At 32.4% G+C, this 21,039-nt stretch carries 19 protein-coding genes; 12 read left to right on the forward strand and 7 right to left on the reverse strand.

Annotated features, from left to right (window positions below; genetic code table 11):
- Positions 1-86: 86 nt before the first annotated feature.
- A complete protein-coding gene (locus tag ACIF8R_RS17075) occupies positions 87-686 on the forward strand; it encodes a hypothetical protein (protein ID WP_396482135.1) in 600 nt (199 codons plus the stop codon).
- 357 nt (positions 687-1,043) lie between these two features.
- Here ACIF8R_RS17075 and ACIF8R_RS17080 read toward each other — a convergent pair whose 3' ends face one another.
- From ACIF8R_RS17080 to ACIF8R_RS17090, 3 genes are all read right to left on the reverse strand, one after another.
- Positions 1,044-1,403 carry a RidA family protein gene (locus ACIF8R_RS17080; protein ID WP_396482137.1) on the reverse strand — a complete coding sequence of 120 codons (360 nt, stop codon included), beginning with the start codon at positions 1,401-1,403 and terminating at the stop codon, positions 1,044-1,046.
- Between the two features lies 1 nt (position 1,404).
- Positions 1,405-2,646: a D-amino acid dehydrogenase gene (locus tag ACIF8R_RS17085; protein WP_396482139.1), complete on the reverse strand. Its 1,242-nt coding sequence runs from the start codon at positions 2,644-2,646 to the stop codon at positions 1,405-1,407.
- Between the two features lie 80 nt (positions 2,647-2,726).
- Positions 2,727-3,605 carry a LysR family transcriptional regulator gene (locus ACIF8R_RS17090; RefSeq protein WP_396482141.1) on the reverse strand — a complete coding sequence of 293 codons (879 nt, stop codon included), beginning with the start codon at positions 3,603-3,605 and terminating at the stop codon, positions 2,727-2,729.
- Positions 3,606-3,720: 115 nt separating this feature from the next.
- On the opposite strand from ACIF8R_RS17090, the gene ACIF8R_RS17095 reads away from it, so the two are divergent.
- Positions 3,721-5,148, forward strand: a complete 1,428-nt coding sequence (locus ACIF8R_RS17095) for a gluconate:proton symporter (RefSeq protein ID WP_396482143.1) — start codon at positions 3,721-3,723, stop codon at positions 5,146-5,148.
- Positions 5,149-5,331: 183 nt separating this feature from the next.
- On the opposite strand, the gene ACIF8R_RS17100 is transcribed toward ACIF8R_RS17095, so the two are convergent.
- Positions 5,332-6,150 (reverse strand): YqiA/YcfP family alpha/beta fold hydrolase, encoded by an 819-nt coding sequence (locus tag ACIF8R_RS17100; protein WP_396482145.1) that lies wholly within the window; start codon positions 6,148-6,150, stop codon positions 5,332-5,334.
- A 467-nt stretch (positions 6,151-6,617) separates the two neighbouring features.
- On the opposite strand from ACIF8R_RS17100, the gene ACIF8R_RS17105 reads away from it, so the two are divergent.
- From ACIF8R_RS17105 to ACIF8R_RS17135, 7 genes are all read left to right on the forward strand, one after another.
- The gene (locus ACIF8R_RS17105) at positions 6,618-8,366 is read left to right on the forward strand and encodes an FAD-dependent oxidoreductase (protein ID WP_396482147.1); all 1,749 of its coding nucleotides are present in this window, start codon (positions 6,618-6,620) and stop codon (positions 8,364-8,366) included.
- A 376-nt stretch (positions 8,367-8,742) separates the two neighbouring features.
- The gene (locus ACIF8R_RS17110) at positions 8,743-9,087 is read left to right on the forward strand and encodes a DUF3969 family protein (RefSeq protein ID WP_396482149.1); all 345 of its coding nucleotides are present in this window, start codon (positions 8,743-8,745) and stop codon (positions 9,085-9,087) included.
- A 542-nt stretch (positions 9,088-9,629) separates the two neighbouring features.
- Positions 9,630-10,508 carry a MetQ/NlpA family ABC transporter substrate-binding protein gene (locus ACIF8R_RS17115; RefSeq protein WP_263613235.1) on the forward strand — a complete coding sequence of 293 codons (879 nt, stop codon included), beginning with the start codon at positions 9,630-9,632 and terminating at the stop codon, positions 10,506-10,508.
- Between the two features lie 254 nt (positions 10,509-10,762).
- Positions 10,763-11,209, forward strand: coding sequence for a DUF6334 family protein (locus ACIF8R_RS17120; protein WP_396482151.1), 447 nt, complete (start codon positions 10,763-10,765; stop codon positions 11,207-11,209).
- Positions 11,210-11,299: 90 nt separating this feature from the next.
- Positions 11,300-12,070 (forward strand): hypothetical protein, encoded by a 771-nt coding sequence (locus tag ACIF8R_RS17125; protein WP_396482153.1) that lies wholly within the window; start codon positions 11,300-11,302, stop codon positions 12,068-12,070.
- 48 nt (positions 12,071-12,118) lie between these two features.
- Positions 12,119-12,871 (forward strand): hypothetical protein, encoded by a 753-nt coding sequence (locus ACIF8R_RS17130; protein WP_396482155.1) that lies wholly within the window; start codon positions 12,119-12,121, stop codon positions 12,869-12,871.
- 27 nt (positions 12,872-12,898) lie between these two features.
- Positions 12,899-13,270, forward strand: a complete 372-nt coding sequence (locus ACIF8R_RS17135; RefSeq protein WP_396482157.1) for a hypothetical protein — start codon at positions 12,899-12,901, stop codon at positions 13,268-13,270.
- 321 nt (positions 13,271-13,591) lie between these two features.
- On the opposite strand, the gene ACIF8R_RS17140 is transcribed toward ACIF8R_RS17135, so the two are convergent.
- Positions 13,592-13,987, reverse strand: coding sequence for a tautomerase family protein (locus ACIF8R_RS17140; RefSeq protein WP_396482159.1), 396 nt, complete (start codon positions 13,985-13,987; stop codon positions 13,592-13,594).
- A gap of 614 nt (positions 13,988-14,601) precedes the next feature.
- Positions 14,602-14,751 (reverse strand): hypothetical protein, encoded by a 150-nt coding sequence (locus tag ACIF8R_RS17145; RefSeq protein ID WP_396482161.1) that lies wholly within the window; start codon positions 14,749-14,751, stop codon positions 14,602-14,604.
- Between the two features lie 50 nt (positions 14,752-14,801).
- Between ACIF8R_RS17145 and ACIF8R_RS17150 the strand changes: the two genes are divergently transcribed.
- Positions 14,802-15,356, forward strand: a complete 555-nt coding sequence (locus tag ACIF8R_RS17150; RefSeq protein WP_396482163.1) for a TetR/AcrR family transcriptional regulator — start codon at positions 14,802-14,804, stop codon at positions 15,354-15,356.
- 331 nt (positions 15,357-15,687) lie between these two features.
- Here the strand turns inward: ACIF8R_RS17150 and ACIF8R_RS17155 are convergent, their stop codons facing one another.
- Positions 15,688-15,978: a hypothetical protein gene (locus tag ACIF8R_RS17155; protein WP_396482165.1), complete on the reverse strand. Its 291-nt coding sequence runs from the start codon at positions 15,976-15,978 to the stop codon at positions 15,688-15,690.
- A gap of 68 nt (positions 15,979-16,046) precedes the next feature.
- On the opposite strand from ACIF8R_RS17155, the gene ACIF8R_RS17160 reads away from it, so the two are divergent.
- Together ACIF8R_RS17160 and ACIF8R_RS17165 are read left to right on the forward strand one after the other, a co-directional pair.
- A complete protein-coding gene (locus ACIF8R_RS17160) occupies positions 16,047-20,681 on the forward strand; it encodes an RHS repeat domain-containing protein (protein WP_396482167.1) in 4,635 nt (1,544 codons plus the stop codon).
- A 47-nt stretch (positions 20,682-20,728) separates the two neighbouring features.
- A partial coding sequence (locus ACIF8R_RS17165) for a hypothetical protein (protein ID WP_396482169.1) occupies positions 20,729-21,039 on the forward strand: 311 nt, incomplete at its 3' end.

The raw sequence follows: 21,039 nt of genomic DNA on the forward strand, positions 1-21,039 counted from the left end.
CTTTTTTTTTATCTATGCTTTTACCACCCAAATAACCCACATCAAAATGTAGGTACATTAATTCTTAGTTTATTAAAGGTGGAAAAATGAAAATAAAAAACTACACACCAACTAAAGGTTTTATATGGACTGTGCTTTTAATTATTTTTATAGCATGGCTTGTATATAAATGTGTTCCTTTAACAGAGAAAGATCAAGATGCTCTTATTCATTCAAATATGGAACGGGAAAGGATTAGGCTAGCTGAAGAGTTTGACTTTTATACACAAGAAGACTTCGCACGACTACCAAAATTTGACTCTCGTAAATATTTTTTAATAAAGCGTAGTGGTCGGTTTTGGTTAATACCAAGAGAGTATTATGGTGCTAATGGTTTTACTATTAGAGTTATAGATATAGATAAACTAATAGGGAAAAAGTGGGAAGGTGATATTGCGGTGGAAGGTGGATTTCGAGTTTTTATGTATTCACCACAATATTATAATCGTAAAGCTGATTTTTTGAGTAGTGATGTGGCATGTAAATCAAATACATTTAGAAAGCTTTTTACGTGGAATGGGGTAATTATTAATATTGATGCTAATACCTATCCTAAAAAAATTACAGATAATCAATATTTAGATATTTGTCTAACTGCATTAAAAATTTTAAATGAAGAAGTAAAGGAATTACATTTTGTTAATTAATATAATTTAATTTTTAGTAAATTTCATCTAAAAATTATTTTAATATATATTGTATTTACTTATCAAATCATTACAGTAGATATTGTTAGGCTCTAATTTTTTACTATTTCAGGCTCAGTAGTTTTCACTAGACCCATTTAAAGTTTTTGGAATGGGTTTTTTATTTTAAAAATGCCTTTTGAAAAATTTATTTTATCTCAGCTTAAATGGTTAGATTAAAATCAATTCGTAAAGTATTTAGTAAGGATAAGGCGACCAGTACTACCTATAAATATGTGCAACATCGAGTTGATGGGTAGTTATATTTGACAGTGAGTTAATCAAGCTAGCAAATTTACTAGCTTGACTTGAAAAATATTATTTAACACTCGCCGTAACCATTACTTCTACTAATACTTGCGGACGTGCTAAATCTGCTTGAATAGCTGCACGCGCTGGTGCTGCTCCATCTGGTAACCATGCTTCCCAACATTCATTGAACACTGCAAAATCTTCGGCAATATTTTTAATCCAAATTTGTGCAGTTAAAATACGGCTTTTATCACTACCAGCTTGTTCCAGTAAAGCATCAATTTTTGCTAGAACTTCTAAAGTTTGTCGCTTAGCATTAGCATCTAAATTTGTTGGAACTTGACCCGAAACATACACTAAACCGTTATGCAGCACACAACCTGATAATCGTGCATTTGTATCAATACGTTGAATGTCATGACTCATTTTATTTCTCCAGAGATAAACCATCTAATGTAATTGGTGAGGTTGCTTGGCTAATTAATTGACTAATGACCATGGCACAACCAGCAGCCAATGTGAAACCTAAACTACCTTGGCCAATATTTGCCCATAAATTCAAATATTTCGTACGACCCAAAATGGGTAAACCTGTAGGGGTGGATGGACGTAAACCACTCCATTCTTGTGCAGTATTTACACCCAATAAATCGGGAAATGTTTTTCGTACCGTATCTTTCAATGCATTTATTCGCTCTTTTCGAATGTAGATATCTTGATAGCCAATATCGACCATTGCGGCAATGCGAAGCTGATTCCCCAATTTTGCATATACAATTTTATTTGCATAATCGGTTACGCTCATATTGGGTACAATATTGGTTTTTTCTGGGAAGGGTAGAGTCAGGCTATATCCTTTTAATGGATAAACTGGGACTGAAATACCTACCATATTAAAAAGTGCCGTACTGCTATTGCCCGCAGCAATGATAAATTCATCTGCTTCTATACGTCCTTGATTTGTTTCAATCGCAGTAATTTTATTATTTTCTGCAAAAAAATCTTTCACTTCATGTGCATATAAACATGTGAAGTTACTACTCTTTTCTAGTGCTTTATACAGAGCTAAACAAAATTTGTAGCAATCTGCTGTTTCATCATCAGGTGTATAAATTGAACCCACTAATGTAGATCCAATACCTTTCAATGCAGGTTCAAGTTGAACGGTTTCTTCCGGTGAAAGCACTTTTTGTACAGTTGGATCTATCGTTAATGCTGCTTTTTTAAATGCTTTTTCATTGCGATGAATAATCATTTTTCCTGATTTTATCCAGTCAAAATCATCAATTTCATCACGCCATTTAGACATAACATTTTGACTATATAGGGATAACCGTAAAATATGATTGCCGTTCACAATATTATCTTTACGATTACATGCCATGAGGAATTGGAATAACCAAGACCATTGAAGGGGTGAAAAATTCAATTTAAAGTTTAAAGGCGAATGAGCTTTTCCTAACCATTGCAGCGCCTGAAACGGCACGCCCGCATCTGCTAAAGGTGCAACATAGCGATAACTGAGTTGGCCACCATTTGCAAAACTTGTCTGGCAGCCAATCTTGTCATTCGCTTCCACTATTGTAACTTTATGGCCTGCTTGAATAAGTGCATAGGCTGTACTTAAACCAATGACTCCACCACCAATGACAACGACATGTTTTTTCATTCTTCCATGCTATATTTGCAACACACATTTGTATTAAAGAAGAAGAAAAAGGGTTAAACAAATGAGTTTTTACATAGTACTCATAACTTTTGGTTAATCGATGGCGTCATCGAGGCAATTTCTCTTTTTATTAATTCAATAAAATCTTCAGTCGCTTTGGTCGTACTTACATTGGCATTTTTTAAAATATAAATTGTGGTATACAAACTTGGTTTTATTGGGTGAATCATATGATTTGGTAAGGAGTGTGCAGCAGTATAAATATCGGTAATACTACAGCCTAAACCTTCGCGTACCAGTTCACTCGCCATATAGTAGGTTTGTACATTCACAATACTTTTATTAAATGTTCTGTACTTTTTTACGACTTGCATGAGAGAGTCTGAGTAGGGTTGAATCCACCTGTTTTCATCAATTGAATGAATATCTTGCTTTGCATCAATAGGCTGAGAATCAATGTAAACCAGAGGAATTTCCAGAACAGGTGTGGCAATAATGCCGTGCTGGGTATGGGGCTGGAACGTCACCGCAATATCAATTTCACGTCTTAATAATTTTTGCTCTAATGCTTGAGTATGATCTGTACCAATATTGACAAAAACATCAGGGTATTTTTTTAGAAATTTTGCAGTTAATTTGGGAATGAGGCTCAAACCTAAACTGGGTAAACATCCGAGTGTGATTTGACCTTGAGTATTTCTTGCTAAATTATCCGTCAACTTATTTAATTCATTTATTTTTTCATAAATTGGCTTAATTTCATCATACAAAGTATAGGCTTCTTTTGTTGGCTGTAATTTTCCTTTGACCCGTTTAAATAGAGCAAAACCAAGGCGTTGTTCAGCATGTTTGAGCAATTTACTTGCGGCAGGCTGTGAAATGCATAACGATGATGCTGCTTCTGTGAGTGAACCAAAAAGCATGACTAAATAGAATATCTCTAGGTGTCGAAGATTCATAAATGAGCACATAACTAATAGTTATAGGTAATCTATTAGAATTCATTATTTAATGTCAATGAACCCTTGTAAATTGGTATGAAATTCAATGCCCAATGATCAAGGAGTGATACATATGTCAGTTGAGCAATCTTCTATAACAATACCTAATATAAGGACACCTAAAAATATTGCCCTTATCACCATTATTATTCTTAGCTTTGCTTTAGCATTTTACGCAAAAGGCCTACCAATAGAGGAGGTCGGTTTAATTGGGTTATTACCTATTTTTGCCTTGGCGCTCTTAACTGTTATCGGTCTCGATATTGTTCTTGCTGTTATTATTGCAATTATTATCAGTGTGATAATGACATCCACCAGTGTATTTGAATTAGGTGGAATTCTTGCAAAGTCTACGGGCTCATTTATTGCGACTGTAGGTCTTATTATTATGTTGGGAGCCGGGGTTGGTGAAGTTGCCAACCGAACAGGCGCAGCGAAAGAATTGGTCAAATTTATTGTCCATAAAGTCGGGCTTTCAAGTATTCCTCGCGTGAAACTTGGCATCATGATTTCATCAGTTGTTATTTGTGGTTCATTGGGTACTATGGCAGGTGGTAATGCCATTATTGTTGCTGTCATTATTCCCATTGCTGCAGCAGTTGGTTTAACGCCGCCTACCGTTGCTTTGCTTTTGATGACGGCAGGCTCTGTCGGTCTCTTTATAGGACCTTTTACACCAAGTACAGTGACTATTTTAGAGTTGGGTGGCTTGACCTATCCGCAATATTTGAGCACTTGTGCCATACCTATGAGTGTTGTCACACTTCTTACAGGTTGGTTCATGTCTGGCTATATCCAAAAGTGGACTTTTGGAAAATATACCTATAATGAAAATTTCTTAGAACCTACTGAAAAAATAGAAAGTGCCTCTGAATTGAAAAGAAGTAAACGTGCAGCGATCGTATTTATTGGCACAATTATCGTGATGGCAATTCTTGGAATTATTTTTAAAGCAGGCTTTAGTTTTGCAATTATTGTGATGCTCACTGTTGCCACATTAACAGGCCTCGTTGCGGGTTTTAGTCCTAAACAAATTTTGGAAGCACTCTATGAGGGATGCGGTAAATTAGTCTGGATGTTTATTCTTTACTGGTTATACAATCCAATTTTAGTTCTTGTTGAAAAACTCAATGCTTACCAAACACTGTTGGATAATGCGACACCGTATTTGGTCGACTTAAGTCCTGCTATGCTGTGTTTTGGTATTTTCTTATTTAATATTGTGGGGCATATTCCAGGGGCAGCTGTTGCACAAATGACCTTTACCAATAAAATTTTTGGACCAATTTTACTGGCAAATGGCGTTCCACCTGTTGCAGTTACAGCAGTTTTATTATCAAGTTCCCAAGTAGACTGGTTTGGTCCTTTTCCATCTTCTGATATGTTTGGTCAAATGGGCTTAGCACGTTCAAGTCAACTGAAATACATGCTATATGGTGGTTGGGCCATAGTGATCGCAAATATTCTACTCTTTGCGGTATTGTTTCAGATTTTGAATTAGCCCCTACAAATTAAAGCTATTTCTTATTTAAATGAATTTCAAAAGCCTCTTAATCTAGAACGTTTAGGGGGCTTTATTTTTGCGACGATAACAACTTAGCCCAAGCTAAGTAAGATTTCAAAATTCAATCTATTCGCTTTTTATAAGAAGAGAACCATTTACAGTCCAATCTAATCAATATTTTTAAAAATTATAATTTCTGATATTTTTTAAAAGATAATGATCTTTATCTTTCTCAATTATCAAATTAAAGTTAGCTTTTCGCATGGAAATTTTTTTTATAGTTTGGACTATTTCATAGGGAATGGGGGAGTACTTCGTAATACTATTAATTTCATAAAACCCTTTCGACTTTCCATTATCTGTTTTTATACCATCCAACTCTCCATAAACTATTGTGATTTCTCTTTTATATTCCATTAGAAAAAACCAAATGGATGATGAATAAAAGCTATAAGGTTTGGAAATTGCATTCTTAAATTCATTTCCATACATTTTTTTGACTGCTTGATCTGAATATATTGCTGGGCATAACAAAATCAATCGATCAATTTGAAATTTTTTCGCTAAATTGATTGCAATATAACCGCCTAAACTATATCCAATAACAATATCCACTTTTTTTAGAAGGCTGTAAAAAACCATACTTTCATTTATGTTCTGAGATAAAGATGATTTCGTTTCACTTGTATTATTTAAACCACTTAAATTGAATGAAAGCGTTCCAATATTTTTACTTCTAAGTAGATTTTCCAAAGGACTTAAAGAACTCAAATCAGAGTTGCCGCCATGTATCAGTAAAGCTATTTTCTGTGGAAAACCATCACAATAATTGAATTTAGCTTCTAATTCATAAGTACCAAAGTCATGTAGAAAGAAGAAAGAATTTTCATTTTCAGTAGGTGCATTATTTTTTAGCTTATGCGTAGGAAAATTCGTTACTTTAGAAATAGGATTAGAAAAATATCTATCTACAATCGATATAATTTCTTGTTTTTCCATAACTCATATTCCTATTAGAGGTGTTGAGAGTGCTCGTTTGTACAAAGTAAAATTGAGTACATAATGGCTCTATAATTTTATTTTAAAAGTATAAATTATACTGTTTTAATAAATAAAAACCTTTGTTTAAAAATAAAAAAATCACTGAGTGAAGAAGTACAGTCAAAAAATATATTGTGTAGGGATTTGCCAATGTCACAAACAAAAACTAAATGTTATATTTATTTTAGGCTCTAGATTATTGGTTTTTTTAAACTTTACCTTATTTGTTGGAAAATAAATCTATAAAGATATAGGAGTCTGTTTTATATATTTTATAGATTTATTTAAAAATTAATATAGTAAAGACTTTAACCCCAATTGGTCTAAAGAGTTTTTGAAGCAATATTATGTTTAAGATATTTATTTGCTTTAAATGTACGCAATAACTATTTAGCTGCTAAAAATATGTAAGTAATAGGATAAAAATGTTAGAAACTGATGTTTTAATTGTTGGGAGTGGTCCGGCTGGTTCTTCTGCTGCACTTATGTTAAGTACTTATGGAATCAGAAATATCATAATAACTAAATATAGATGGCTGGCAAACAGTCCGCGTGCCCATTATATCAGTCAAAGAACCATGGAAGTTGTCCGAGACTTGGGGATCTCTGATGAAGTAATTGCAAAAGCAGCACCAAAAGAAGTTATGGGAGATGTTGTTTATTGCACATCTTTAACGGGTGATGAAATTGGACGTTTTCCTTATGGAATGAATCATCCAGAAAGAATGTCTGAGTATGCGAAAGCGAGCCCTTGTGAACAGTGCGATCTGCCTCAACACCTATTTGAACCTATTTTGCTTTCAAATGCTGCATCACGAGGGAGTCATCCAAGATTTGATACGGAATATTTATCTCATGTGCAAGATGAGGATGGTGTAACTGTCACTGTTTTAGATAGATTAACTAAACAAACATACTTAATCCGATGTAAGTATTTAATCGGAGCTGATGGTGCAAGCAGCCAAGTCGTAAAAGATTTAGATTTACCTATGGCTGGTAAAATGGGGAAAAGTGGCAGTATCAGCATTATTTTTAAAACCGATTTAACCAAATACGTTTCGCATCGACCTGGCTACCTCTGGTGGATTATACAACCTGGAGCAAATATTGGAGGGATTGGGCTAGGGTTGTTGCGTATGGTCAGACCTTGGAATGAATGGCAGATTGTTTGGGGGTATGACATTGAAAAAGAGGAACCATCTCTTACCGATGATGAGGCGATCGCGATTTGCAAACAGCTTATTGGCGATAACCACATTGAAATAAGCATAAGTAGTAAGTCGTTATGGACAGTCAATGAAATGTATGCAGAGCAATATTCGAAAGGTCGAGTTTTCTGCATTGGTGATGCTGTCCATCGTCATCCACCTTCTAATGGACTCGGTTCAAATTCATCTATACAAGATGCTTATAACTTATGCTGGAAATTAGCATTTGTATTAAAGGGCAAAGCGGGTCATGGTTTATTAGACAGTTTTAATGAAGAAAGAGCACCTGTTGGTGAGCGAATTGTTAAACGAGCGAATCAAAGTGTTAGAGAGTTCTCTACCATATTTTCTGCTTTAGAATTAGATGGAAAGTACAGTACAGAGACAATGCAAAAAAGCATTAATGCTTTAAGTGAGAGTAATGAAAAAGGTGCTGTTAAACGCCGTGATTTAAGATCTGCAATTGAATATAAAGCTTATGAATTTGCTGCCTTAGGAGTAGAAACTAATGTACGGTATAATTCATCTGCAATTATTGGAGCAGAACATAATATTGAAAATGAACTAGATTCTTGTCGAGATGAGGATCTTTATTATTATCCCTCATTTACTTCTGGCCATAAACTTCCTCATGTATGGTTAGTCAAAAATCATAGAAAAATCTCAGCCTTAGATTTAATTGGAAACGGAAAGTTTACGCTATTCTGTTGGTTGCAAGGCGATAAATGGAAACTTGCTGTAGACGACCTGAATAGACAGCTCAACTTGGATATTAAAGTTATACAGGTAGGCCCAAAAAGAGATGTCGAAGACACTTATGGAGAGCTTTCACGCTCTTGGACTAATGATGAAAATGAATGCTTACTGATTAGACCAGATGGCTATATTGCTTGGCAAAGCAACAAAATTGAATCGGCGGAAAATGAATTGCACAAAGCAATGTCATCAATACTTAGTTTGAGCTAATTGCTCACCAAGGAAATAAACTTTAATAAAATCTATTGAAAAGTATTTTATTGAATTTAGATTTCATTGTATCCATCAAATTTTAAAAGCCTCGGTTAAAAGCTGGGGCTTTTTTTATTTCTATAGCATAAATTGATTCAGTTGAAACAACGTATAGTCTTGAAGTCCGTGGCTATCATACTTATTCCATAGTTGATAAAACTATATAAATACATATAACGGAATCAAAAAGCACTTAACTATTTTGTAAGATTTTAAATGGTTCTAAAAAGAAAAATTTAATATAGTTACGTGGATATGAAGTGAATATAACCATTATTACTAAAGAATTTTGTTAAGGTTTTTGAAGTTAAGACAGAAGTTTTTGGAGGGGTAAATGAATACATCTGGAAAAACTGATTTGGAAAAGTTAATTTTACTAGTTAATCTTGGAATTCTGCATTCTTTAAAAAATGATTATATAGATATAAATGAGGCTGAACATTTTTTGTATACACCATCTATGCTTAGACTTTTGAAAGAAAATAACTGCTCTATAGGCTTAATTAACATAATTCAAAGAGGGACTGAGCTAGAAGATTTAGAAGGGTTTAATATTGATTTTAAAGATGAAGTCGAAAAAATGTTTAAGGAATGTGAGCATATGATCAAGAATTTGCCTGAAACCAGTTTTGAATTTGAAAAATGGTATGATCAAAATTTATTTGAAAAATATGGTTGAGATATATTTAAGATACAAGAAAATATTACTGATACCTTAGAGGTGGCTGTACAGCAGGTGATGTCTTTAAGAAATGAAAACTTATCTGTTTTGCATCAATTAAAATCGCATATTGCTCAAATGAAAGTTTATGAGATGCGTTGTCTGTCTTAAGCACATGATTAAAGTGCAAATTAAATCTATATTTAGCTTAAATATTGATAACAAATCCTGAAAATTTCATATAAATCAAATATGTATGTGGTTTTTGAAAAATGTTTATGTTTTCAATATGTTGCTGTGAGCATGACTATATATCAGAATTGAACAAGTTATTTGTAGAATATTCACTTGTTGATATATGATGATCCCATATTTAGAGACTGTTTCAAAACATAATTCTATTGTTTAGCGAGCAAGTTCAAGGAATGAATAGTGCTGAATTCAGGCTTCTAAACCCTATATCTGGAAATTATTTCCGGCCAAATATTGCATTTCGACCCAATGGTTGGAAATGTCTCACTCTTTTGTAGGGTAGGCGTTTCCTATTTTAGGATGTACCTATGAAAAAATTATTTAGTGTATTGTTCAGCGCATCTGTACTAACACTGACTGCATGTAATAAACAACCTGCACAAACTGAAAATACTGCAACAACCAAAGACAAAACTGAGTCTGTTCGAACAATTAAATTGGTTTCAACAGGTTCAGATACTGACGTATGGAAATATGTTGCAACGCTTCCTGAGACTAAAGAAGCGGGTATTAAACTTCAAGTGACCAATTTGACTGACTATGTTGTGCTCAATACATCTGTTGCAAATGGTGAACAAGATGTAAATGCGTTCCAGTCGTTCAACTATTTGGCAGCATACAATGCTTCAAATCAAGCTAAAGTTGCTGCTGTTGCAACAACTTACTTGGAACCAATGGGTATTTATGCAAATAAAATTAAAACTGTTGATGAATTCCAACAAGGCGCGACCATTGCAATTCCAAATGATACTGCTAACGAAGCTCGTGCATTAATATTATTACAATCAGCTAAACTGATTAAACTTAAACCAAACTTTGATCCTGTAAAAGGGACAACGAACGACATTGCTGAAAACCCTAAAAATTTACAATTAAAACCAATTCAAATGACTACAGCAGTTCGTGTTAAAAACGACGTAGATGCAATTGTACTTGGTAATACATTGGCACTTGAGGGTGGTCTTAATGTAATGAAAGACGCTATCTTCCGTGAGCCTATCGACCAGTCTACTAAGCTTTATGTCAATTTATTGGGCGTAGCTGAAGCAAACAAAAATGACCCGATCTATACGAAACTTGGTGAACTTTACCACTTACCGAAAGTGCAAAAATTCGTAAGTGAAAAATTCGGTGGCACAAAAGTTGAAGTGAACAAACCTGTTTCTGAATTTGCAGACATCAAATAAGTAATTTTTAAATAAGAATTACTTTTTAAAAGCTAAGCCCCGCTAATCGGGGCTTAGCTTTTTTATTTGTAATATTGTACTTAAGCCAACTTATAATAAAATATTTATTAACTTCATTAGAGAGCTAAGAAGGAGATGTATTTAAAGTAAATCATTGTACTAATGGTGACAGTCTGAGAAATTAAATTACTCATAGGGTGATACTTTAAAAATATTTAATTTTTGGAATTAGAATTTGATAATAAGGTAAGAATATGATGCAAAGCGATATTTTTGATGAAATTAAAAATATTGATGAAGTTCGGAAAATAGATGACCTCTATTTGGTTGTAGATGGGGAGCCTAATTCTGAATATTCAGTCGAAAGTATAATATTAGAAATTAATAAAAAGTTTTGGACTATTACAGTTAATCATAATTTTGATGAAATTGAATTGAAGGTCTACACTTGCTTACCAAATAAAGCCATACAACAACGATATTCGAATAATTTATCAAGTCTAAAAGGATTAGAAATCGGCACAATGTTCGCTATCGTCAATGAAAGAGGATATACAGATGGCATTAAGCTCATGCTTTACGACCATTCATTGAAAGAATCTAAGACGAATCCATTTTTTGCTGTCTTAACGATTATTGCTTCGGCTTCTGGGGTGCAATATGAATTAAGAAAAACAGGAGTTGATACATATCTAGTTTAGTTCATACATGTATCCATGAAAATTATTCAATATTAGGTATATATGATAAGATATTTAACAAATATATCTGAGAATTAGGACAATCGAAAATTGTTTGAACTAAACTTATGTAAGTACATTTATGAAGAAGAAAAAGATGAAATTATTGATGGAATTTATTTTGACAAAATATGGGTTGATAATAATAAAGTTGTAGTAGGTAATTTTAATGATTTGCAGCGGGTTGAAAATTCTTTGGAGCTTTTTAATAGTTATCTTGGAAAAGATGATCATTCTTACTGTTCTATATTGATTAAATCTCAGCATAAGCTCACTACAGAATTAAAAGAAAATAATATAGAAAATCACTTATTTCTTTCTAAAAATTTTACTTTTAATGGTGAAGAACTTTCTATTGAATTTGATACAGATTCTGATCTTATAGGAAAAAATAACTTAGAAGATTTTGAAAAATTTAAAAAGAAAGAAGAGCTATTGATTCGTCTTTCAAATGAAAATATAGGTAAAAAGAGATGGCTTAATTTTACAAAGCTAGAAAAAAGATGCTGGTTAGATTTTGCTTATTTTAGAATGAATGAGAGAGGAGAACCTTTATCATTAAATATAACTATTGATGGTAAATATCTATTATGTGAAGAAGATGTATATTGTTATTTTGGAGAGGAGGTTTATGGAGTATTAGGATACTTAGGTTATAACTTTAATGCATTTGCTGATGTACTGTGCGATTCGAATTTAAAAGTTAAATGGATAAATTTTCAATACTCTAAAGATAATTTTAAGTCAAAAGAAGATTTTTATCATTTAGATGATTTTGTTGAAGTCTTAAAAAAATACTCGTCATTAGAAATTTCATATTAGTAACCAGTCAAAATTGAAAAATAAAGCAGAGATAGGGGAAAGTACTATATGAGTTCTGAACTTACAGAAGAGTATATTTTTTATATTGAAATAAGTGAGTTTAGTGAGTTTGATGATGATGTAACTATTTGGAACGGATATCTTTCAGAAAATTGTTTAATCACTGATGCTCAAGTTGTTTTTTATGGTTTTTGGGGTGAGGGTGAAATAAATAAAGATAAAAAAAGTAAAAAATATAAGTATGATATCTATGGTATTAATTTATTTTTCTTAAAGGAAAATAACGAATATTTTGGGGTTTTAAGTTCTAGTATTGAATCTTTTGAAGTGAAAGATAATAAATTGATATTAAATTTATGCGAAGAGCAGACTAGTTTTGATAACTTTAAAATTGATTTAATTAAAAAATATCGGAAAAATCATCTTAAATTACAAGATTGGTGCAGTTTAAATGAAGAACAGAAAAAGAAGTGGATAGAAGTTTCGTATTGGGTTCAACAATACAAGCCTCTAAACTTAGTAAGTTCAATAGTCATAGATGGTAGAAATATTAAATCCTTTAATGATTTTTTATGCTGTATAGGTGAGGAAGTGAATGGATTGATGGGCTACTTTGGTTCTAGTTTTGGTGGTTTGTCGGATAGTCTCACTGGTGGCATTGGTTGTATAACTGTACCTTTAAACATTACTTGGAAGTACTTTGAAGAAACAAAGTATTCTTTTAATAACTATGATAACCCAGATGATTTTGAATACTTAATTGAGCTTTTAAAAGAAAAATCTACTTTAAATATTACGTAATGTTAAATTGAAGGTATTAATCATAATATGGACGCCAATACATTAGTTAATAGCTATTTGAATTCCGCAGTTACTATATTAAGTGAGTGTGATATAATATTTAAGGATTTCGATTATGATGTTATTGATGTTAGTAAAAGAAGATTAAATGGTTGTATAGTTAATAAAGATAGAGAAGATGCTTTAGATTGGTATTGGAATTATATTGATGAGCGAAAAGCCCCTATGGAATTCTATAATAAAGATATCTTAAGAGTAAGATTGGGTATTTGTTTGCTAGCTATAGATATAGACCAAGTTGAAGATTTTAATGAGCATGTTTCTTGGTTTGTAACCTTAATGAAAAATTATGGAGTTAGTGATGATAAACTTCAAATTTTAACCAATTTATATCTATAGATTTGAGAAAAATAAATCAGTTTCTAAATCTATGATCAAAGTGAGATGATTTGAACTTCATATAAATATGTCTTATAGGATTAATTATGAAGGTGGCAAAGTAATGAAATTGAATTTGCAGACATCAAATAAGTAATTTTTTAATTAAAATTATTTTGCAAAGCTAAGTCACGGTAATCGTGACTTAGCTTTTTTATTTAGCAGCTTATAATAGAATTGATACTTACATTAAGTTATTGCCTATATAAATAATTATAAAAATCATATTTTTTCGATTTAATATAGTGAGCATTATATTAAATGGGTTCAAGACTATAGAAATCACACATCAATCTTATAACCTAAATCTACATCACAAGCTGCTTGACCACCACGAATCCCAAAGTTCTCTGCTGTAATTTCTCTCAACATAATCTTAACGTGATCTATAGGGATACCTAATGTTTCTAGATTATTTACAATATTTTTATACAACTTACGCTTAGCATCTAAAGAGCGTCCAGCAAAACCATCAATGCTGATAAGTGTATAAAATTCAGGTTTTTCCTTATTCGGAGGGCATTGAAATCTATGAGGTTCATGTACAATTAACCGTACATTTCGGTCATGGGGAAGTATTTGAAATGCATCTCTTAATGCGGCATGTACACCTTCCATAATTCTTATTTCAACTTCAATATCATATTGTTGCCGAACTTCAATTAAAACACTAGGCATTGTAGTTGTCCTGTTATATGAGTAATCGTAATTTAATTAATATGTTGCTTACTATAAAATATTTAAAAATAATAATCTTGATTATATTCGTGTCTTCTTATGTGTTTACTCACATTGAAATTGATTATTTAAAAATTAAAAAACTTAACTTGCTCTTACTTAAGTCCTAAACATCTCACCTTACACACGTTATTAAGATTTTTACCATTTTTATAAACTCTAATTTAACAATAACTTGTTAATTATTTATCCTTACTTTTTAATGATCTAATTTAAAACAAATGTCATTTTGTGTGCTTGACTGTGAGAAGGTTGGGAACTATTCTTTGCCTGCTGGCCACATTGCCAGTTGGTCGTCGCAGATCAGGAAAACAAAGTCGATATGCAAAATTCTTGTTTTGTGTGTCGGGAACTCGTTCGCCCCCTTTTTCTCTACGGTAGGGCGGAAGGGGGACACCTTCGGGTGTGCTGGTTCCTTTGTTTCCAGTCTGCGAACCCCCTTTCGTTCTGCCACCATAATTTTAATGTTTTGGCAGAACTCCCAATAAAAAGGAGTTGGCTTTGCACATCCATCATTTCTTGGCAACCTTTGCCAAAAGCTATAACGACACAACTTAAAAATTTAAAGCAGCTTGATCACCTTTAGGGTTTTCAGGCTTTAAGTCATTACGGCTCAAAAAATTTGCAACAACAATAAAACTTGAGATGTGCCAAGCACAGTCTTTACGGCTTTGCTGTGCCTTTTTTTCTCCCAGAAAGGGCACAGGCTTTTTATCTCATTTAGAAACAACAAGAATTTTATAACGGTAAAACTATGCGAAATTTAGAAACCTCTTCCAAAAAAGTACACATTATTCGAACTGCTATACATCTATTTACAACTTACGGATTTCACACAGCAGGTGTGGACCTGATTGCGAAAGAGTCTGAAGTTCAAAAGGGCACACTTTATAACTACTTTCGTTCAAAAGAGGGTTTGATTGAAATGTGTATTGCCTTTCAAAAAAGCCTACTAAAAGAAGAAGTGCTCGCCATTATTTATTCAAGCGATTACCGCACATCAACCGATAAGCTCAAAGAAATTATAGTTTTGCATGCTAACTCTAACAGCTTATACCACTTATTACTTAAAGCCTTTTTTGAAATTAAAGTGGCTTATCCTCAGGCTTACCGTATGGCAGTTGAGTATCGAAAGTGGCTGCATCATGAAATTTTTGATCTGATTCTTAGTTTAGAAACCCGTGATTTAAGACCCAGTGCCGATATGGTTTTAAACCTAATCGATGGTTTGATGTTTGAGTTTTTAAGTACAGATTGTTTGGATGAAAGAGATGCGGTTGTGGAGCGGTTTTTTATGCCTGTGGGATAGATGAAATAAAAGAAAATATGAGAGGGAATTATTCAAATAATGGTTTACTTCGCTTTTCACAGTATGGAAACTAACTTAATTTGGAGGAATATTATTTATCGATGTTAATCGGTCTATTTGGTTTTGATAACTAATTAATATTGTTTAACTCAATATTTAGCTTAATTAAAATAAAAACTCATAAATAGCTATAAAATTAATTTATGAAGGGAAATTAATAGTTAAGGAAAGTTGAAAGCCCCTGCTTCCTCAATATATGATCTATTTCAGGAAGAGAGGCTGATTATAAATAATATATCTAGTTAATAATCTTTCTTGATAAAAAATAAAATTATTTTTTTAAAGTGATCGTTCCAGATTGATTTGAAAGACCAGGTTGATTAGATGTTTTAGCAGGTAAATTACCTTCTTTCTGTGACTCATCATATACTTGTGTATTCATTAAATTAGTTAATGATTTAGAAATCATTTGTTCATTATTTTTAACTTGTGTATCCTGCTGAATATCAGATCTAAACTTAATATTTGTTTGATTGGCATCACTTTTATAAAAATGGTAGCTTACTATACTAATGATAAACGTCAAAATTATACTACTGATAACAAAATATTTTTTTTGCATATACATCTTTTCATTTTTGTAACAATTAGTTAAATTATACAGCAATTTTAATGAGAAGATGAATAAAATTGAAGAAAATTTTTAACAAAGTAATTTTGTTTTTATTAACTTGGCTATCTTTATCTATTTGTTTTGCAGCGGGTACTGATTATTCAGCTCTTACAAATAACTTGGCGCTTGAACCTAGTATACAGGGAGCGACAAAAGGCTATGATATGTTAAGTGGAAAAGTTACTCAAAATATTCCTTTAGTGAAAGGTAATTTACCATTTACCATGCAGTATCATGCATCTTTACGTTTAGAAAGTGAGGGCGGTGCTAATCTCTATCAAGAGCTAGATGAAGGTGGCCTTGCAGATTGGAGCAATGAATATTCAGGCCAAGTAATTACTAGTACCATTCCATCGTCTAATACAAGTGTTTTTATAATTCAATTACCAGGTAGTAGTGAAAAATATTTGATTTCCAGAGAGGAGGGGAAAATACTTAAACGGATTTATTATAATGGAGCTGGGCAGTTTGAAGCTAAAACATTTTACTCAGAATATTTACGTGATATCTCTTTTAACCAAATAAATGGTTCTATTGTCATTGTTAAAGATGGTGTTAAGTATACAGCATCTATTTACAAAAATATGGAATCAGTTTTTGGTAGCACAACTATTCCGAGTTATTTATATAAATTTACTGAAATACAGTATCAAGATGGACGAAAATTAAACTTATTATACGATAATGGTTATAATTTAGTTCAAGTTAAAGATAATCGAAATAATACGTTAAATATTCTTAGAGAGTACAAAAAGTTTGGATCACTTAATCAAACTTATCTTGAGCGTAAATTAATTACTGGTGTTGAATTAATTAGCGGCTCAAATGTTCAGAGATCAAGTATCACTTATCAAGAAAATCAAGTCAAAAGTATCATTGATCCTTCAAAAACAGAAACTCGTTATACTATTTCTTCTATTAACTCGATTGTTGCTGGAAATTTTTCTTTCCAATATGTAGATGAGTCTAGGGGCTATTGGATTCAATATATTCTAAATAATACTTCAAGAAAAATTACGAGTTCCAGTGAGGGAAATTATCCAATTTTGAAAAGAGTAATTGACCAGAATAACAATGTTTTAAGAGAGTATGAATATGGAAATACTTGGCAATTTTATAATAGTACATCAGTATTTCTAGCTTATACCACACAAATTACAGCTTATACGCCAATAAATAATCAGAAAACGCAAAGAAGTATTTCTGCATGGAATGATATGCGGGGAGAATTTGCAAATCGTTTTACCGTTAATGGTCAAGATCAGGCTATGGACTATACTATGACGGGGGCTTCATTACCTGGAACGTATAATCAAGCTGATTTGGGACTTATGTCATCAGCAACAGCAACTATGACAGTTCAAGGTAATTACCCCGGGCTATTGAATGGTTCCACTCCTATTCGCTCGGTACAGTTTAATCCATTTACACATCGTTTGAAGTCAATCACTGATTTAAATGGGAATGTATCGACATTTAATTATGATCAACTTAACCGTCTTAGCCAAAAAACAATTGCCTCTGGCACAGCAGATACTCAATCGACGACTTATAACTATACAGTACTTACAGATGGGACTGAAAATAGATATCCAACCCCCAACGAGATTGTAACAGACGGACAAAAAGTCACCAATAGTATTAATGCCAATGGATGGATCGTACAGCAGGTAATTTCTTATCCGAAAGGTGGTACTAGTAAAACAATTGCCTATTCTTATTATAGTAATCCTAATAATGTTGATTATGGTCTTATAAGTAATGTTGATGGACCACGGAGTGATGTAGATGATTCAACCACCTTTACTTATGATGCATTTGGTAATAAAGCAACTATGGTTCAAAATGTAAATAATCGATCAGTAGTTACTAAATATCTTAACTATAATTCTTTTGCTCAACCTGAGCGTATTGTTTATCCATCAGGTTTAGTGGATCTGTTTATTTATAATGCAGATGGCACATTACAAGCAAAAGTTATAGGTAATGGAGGTGAATCAGGAAATATTACAGGACCTGTTACTCGTTTTAGTTATGATTATCTGAAGCGTAAAAAATCTGAAACTAATGCTGACAATGAATCTATATTGTATGATTATGATAGTGTAGGGCGGTTAGTCAAAACAACTATGCCTGATGGTAGTGTGACAATTCAGACTTACTTCGACAATGATGTACTGCAGACTGTTGAAGGAACTGTTAATACTTATAATGAAATCAATGTACAAGGACGAATTGCGAAGTCGCGTACGGGCACAGATCCTAACTCCAATTGGAAGACTTTTGTTTATGATGGAAATGGCAATATTATCCAAACACAAACAGCATTGGGTATTGTTGAGAAATGGACCTTTGATGCCTTAAATAGAAATATTAGTTATACAAATGGTAAAAACGAAACAAGTACTAAAAATTATGATAAAAGTGATAATCTAATTTCCTCAAAAGACTCTGCGAATTCAGGCTCAAACCCTTTTAACTATGTAAGCAGTACTTTAGTTAAGAGCGAAATAAATAATGACTACGGGACAAAAACTTATAACTATAATCAAGCGGATCAAATGATTAGTAAAAGTCATGGTAATAAAAGTTGTAATTATTCTACTATTGATAGTATTGGGCGTATAGGCGAAATTAATTGTTACAGTGAAAACGATGGAGATCCTGCTTTTGCATATAACTATCAATATATTTATGACAACTCTCGTTTTGGGCTGTTAGATAGAGTATCAAGTAATACTTCATTTGGGGTTAATACTAATTATAATTATGATGCGTTAAATAGAGTTGTGGGCAAGACACAAACTAATAAAGCTCTAACAACATGGGGCGGGACTAATAGTTCTTTAAGTGTTGGTTATAATTATAGCCCTGCTGGAAAAATTACGTCGATCAATATGCCATCAGGTCGTACGATTAATTATAACTATGATGGTAATAAAGGGTACTTAACCTCTATACAAATTTCTGGTAATCCATTTATTAATAATATTAGCTATGATAAATATGGGCAGCTTTATTCTTGGAATATTGAAAATACTGATGCTAAATATTTGATTAATTATGATAATGCTCAAAATGGTGAAATAAAGGCTATTTCATTTAATAATAAAAATAATATTTCATTATATGCAGAGGAATATAGTTTTGACAGTGATCGAAGAATTACTAAAATTAGTTATTTGAATAATCACATTAAGAACTTTACATACTCAAATTCTAATCAACTTTTAAGTGAGACAAAATTTAATGGAGACTTTAAGCAATATACTATTTACCATGGTTATAGCAGTAATGGTAATAAAAGTGCGATTTCTTACCCAGAAAATAGAACTGGCTATATGGGGGTAATGGTTGATTTTAAAGATATTTCTAATTCAAATCGTTTTGAAAAAATAACTAGATATATAAAAAATGCGCATGGAGTTGATTTTTATGACTTCAGTATGAAGTATTTGCCAACAGGTGAACTTGTTAATGTTGGATTATATAATACTTATACATCAGATTATTTTGATTTATCGAGTAGCTATGATGGTTCGGGTCAAATTCGATATATAAGAGGGCAAGGCGGTCAATATTATATGGCCTATAACCATAAAAATGAACGTACAGTCCGTGCTTTAAATACATCTGGTAGTTGGTATGCTGGTGCAGTTCAGTATGTTTATGATGAAAATAGTAATTTGCTTGGGGAGTATACGGCAAATGGAACACCAATTGTTGAATATGTCTGGATGGGAAATCGTCCTGTTGCGGCAATTTATGGATTAGGTAGTGATAAAATTTATGCTGTTGTGACAGATCACAATGCAACACCAAGAATGCTTGTGGATAATGTTAGTGGTAATGCGGTTTGGGAGTGGGACAGTACAGCTTTTGGTGTGGGATATCCTACGAGAAATCTGACATTTAACTTAAGATTCCCTGGACAGTATTATGATGAATTTACTGGATTACACTATAACTTAAATCGCTACTATAGCCCTGAGTTTGGCCGCTATATGGAGCCGGATCCAATAGGTTTAGAAGGTGGGTCAAATCCATATGCATATGCAGAGAATAACCCATTAAGCAATGTCGATCCGAGTGGTTTGGATAGTTATAACTTTTCATTTTTCGAAGCTTATAAAGGTGATAGTGCATATAAAGCTAGTTTATTCGAAGAATGGGGATTAAGATCATTTAATTTACCGGACTTATTTAGTTCTAATCAACATTTATTATTTAATGGTGGTCCAGGTACAGATGTACAAATTGATGCGGAAATGCTCAGAGTAGAACCTAACGGAGAATGGACAAAAATTAAAAAAACAGGGCAATATGTTCTTCCTGTTCGGGCAAATGGCTATAGAAACCATTTTGGTCAATGGGTTGATGAAGGTTTAATGAGTAGACCATCCAAAGGTTCGAAAGGATATTGGGTTCATGGTCAGTTAATGATGAGGGAAGATGGAACTTTGTTACCTAATGATTATAATTTTGAACAGCATAAGCCTAATAGTGCTTTTGATCTTAAAACTGGAATAAGGAATTTGGGTACTGTAATTGGTGCACGTGAAGCATCGAATGGTTTAACTAATGTAATTAACCAAGGATTTAAATTCAAATTTACAGGCAAACCTTATTGTCCAACTTGTAAATCGCATTAATATAAATAGGGAAAAGATAATGTATCTTTTCCCTTTAGGAGTTGGATGTGAAAGCTATACAGATCTTATCTTTGGTGGTAATTTTATTTATAATTTTGATACTACATATTATTAATAAATCTTCAAATATAGATAATAAATTTGACTGTTTTCTTGCAGGGAATGTTTGTGCTGATAGAATAATTTATAATAATAATTACTATTATAATTTGTATTTAAATAATAGTGAAAAAACTGAAATCCGATTTGGAAATGAAAACTTATTTTTCATTGGCTTTAAAGAGAATTCAGGTAAATTATATATTCTTGTACAAGAGTCAATAATAAATAATCGAAAAATTGTTGAAGAGTGTAAGAG

Origin of the sequence: Acinetobacter sp. ABJ_C4_1, from assembly GCF_044538495.1 — a bacterium.
Classification (GTDB): domain Bacteria; phylum Pseudomonadota; class Gammaproteobacteria; order Pseudomonadales; family Moraxellaceae; genus Acinetobacter; species Acinetobacter nosocomialis_A.

Bases quoted from the DNA above. Each gene is read 5' to 3' on its own strand.
- ACIF8R_RS17110 (WP_396482149.1), top strand. From the start codon at position 8,743: ATGAATACATCTGGAAAAACTGATTTGGAAAAGTTAATTTTACTAGTT.
- ACIF8R_RS17100 (WP_396482145.1), bottom strand. From the start codon at position 6,150: ATGGAAAAACAAGAAATTATATCGATTGTAGATAGATATTTTTCTAAT.
- ACIF8R_RS17150 (WP_396482163.1), top strand. From the start codon at position 14,802: ATGCGAAATTTAGAAACCTCTTCCAAAAAAGTACACATTATTCGAACT.
- ACIF8R_RS17080 (WP_396482137.1), bottom strand. From the start codon at position 1,403: ATGAGTCATGACATTCAACGTATTGATACAAATGCACGATTATCAGGT.
- ACIF8R_RS17090 (WP_396482141.1), bottom strand. From the start codon at position 3,605: ATGAATCTTCGACACCTAGAGATATTCTATTTAGTCATGCTTTTTGGT.
- ACIF8R_RS17135 (WP_396482157.1), top strand. From the start codon at position 12,899: ATGGACGCCAATACATTAGTTAATAGCTATTTGAATTCCGCAGTTACT.
- ACIF8R_RS17130 (WP_396482155.1), top strand. From the start codon at position 12,119: ATGAGTTCTGAACTTACAGAAGAGTATATTTTTTATATTGAAATAAGT.
- ACIF8R_RS17155 (WP_396482165.1), bottom strand. From the start codon at position 15,978: ATGCAAAAAAAATATTTTGTTATCAGTAGTATAATTTTGACGTTTATC.
- ACIF8R_RS17140 (WP_396482159.1), bottom strand. From the start codon at position 13,987: ATGCCTAGTGTTTTAATTGAAGTTCGGCAACAATATGATATTGAAGTT.
- ACIF8R_RS17095 (WP_396482143.1), top strand. From the start codon at position 3,721: ATGTCAGTTGAGCAATCTTCTATAACAATACCTAATATAAGGACACCT.
- ACIF8R_RS17115 (WP_263613235.1), top strand. From the start codon at position 9,630: ATGAAAAAATTATTTAGTGTATTGTTCAGCGCATCTGTACTAACACTG.
- ACIF8R_RS17075 (WP_396482135.1), top strand. From the start codon at position 87: ATGAAAATAAAAAACTACACACCAACTAAAGGTTTTATATGGACTGTG.
- ACIF8R_RS17105 (WP_396482147.1), top strand. From the start codon at position 6,618: ATGTTAGAAACTGATGTTTTAATTGTTGGGAGTGGTCCGGCTGGTTCT.
- ACIF8R_RS17120 (WP_396482151.1), top strand. From the start codon at position 10,763: ATGATGCAAAGCGATATTTTTGATGAAATTAAAAATATTGATGAAGTT.
- ACIF8R_RS17085 (WP_396482139.1), bottom strand. From the start codon at position 2,646: ATGAAAAAACATGTCGTTGTCATTGGTGGTGGAGTCATTGGTTTAAGT.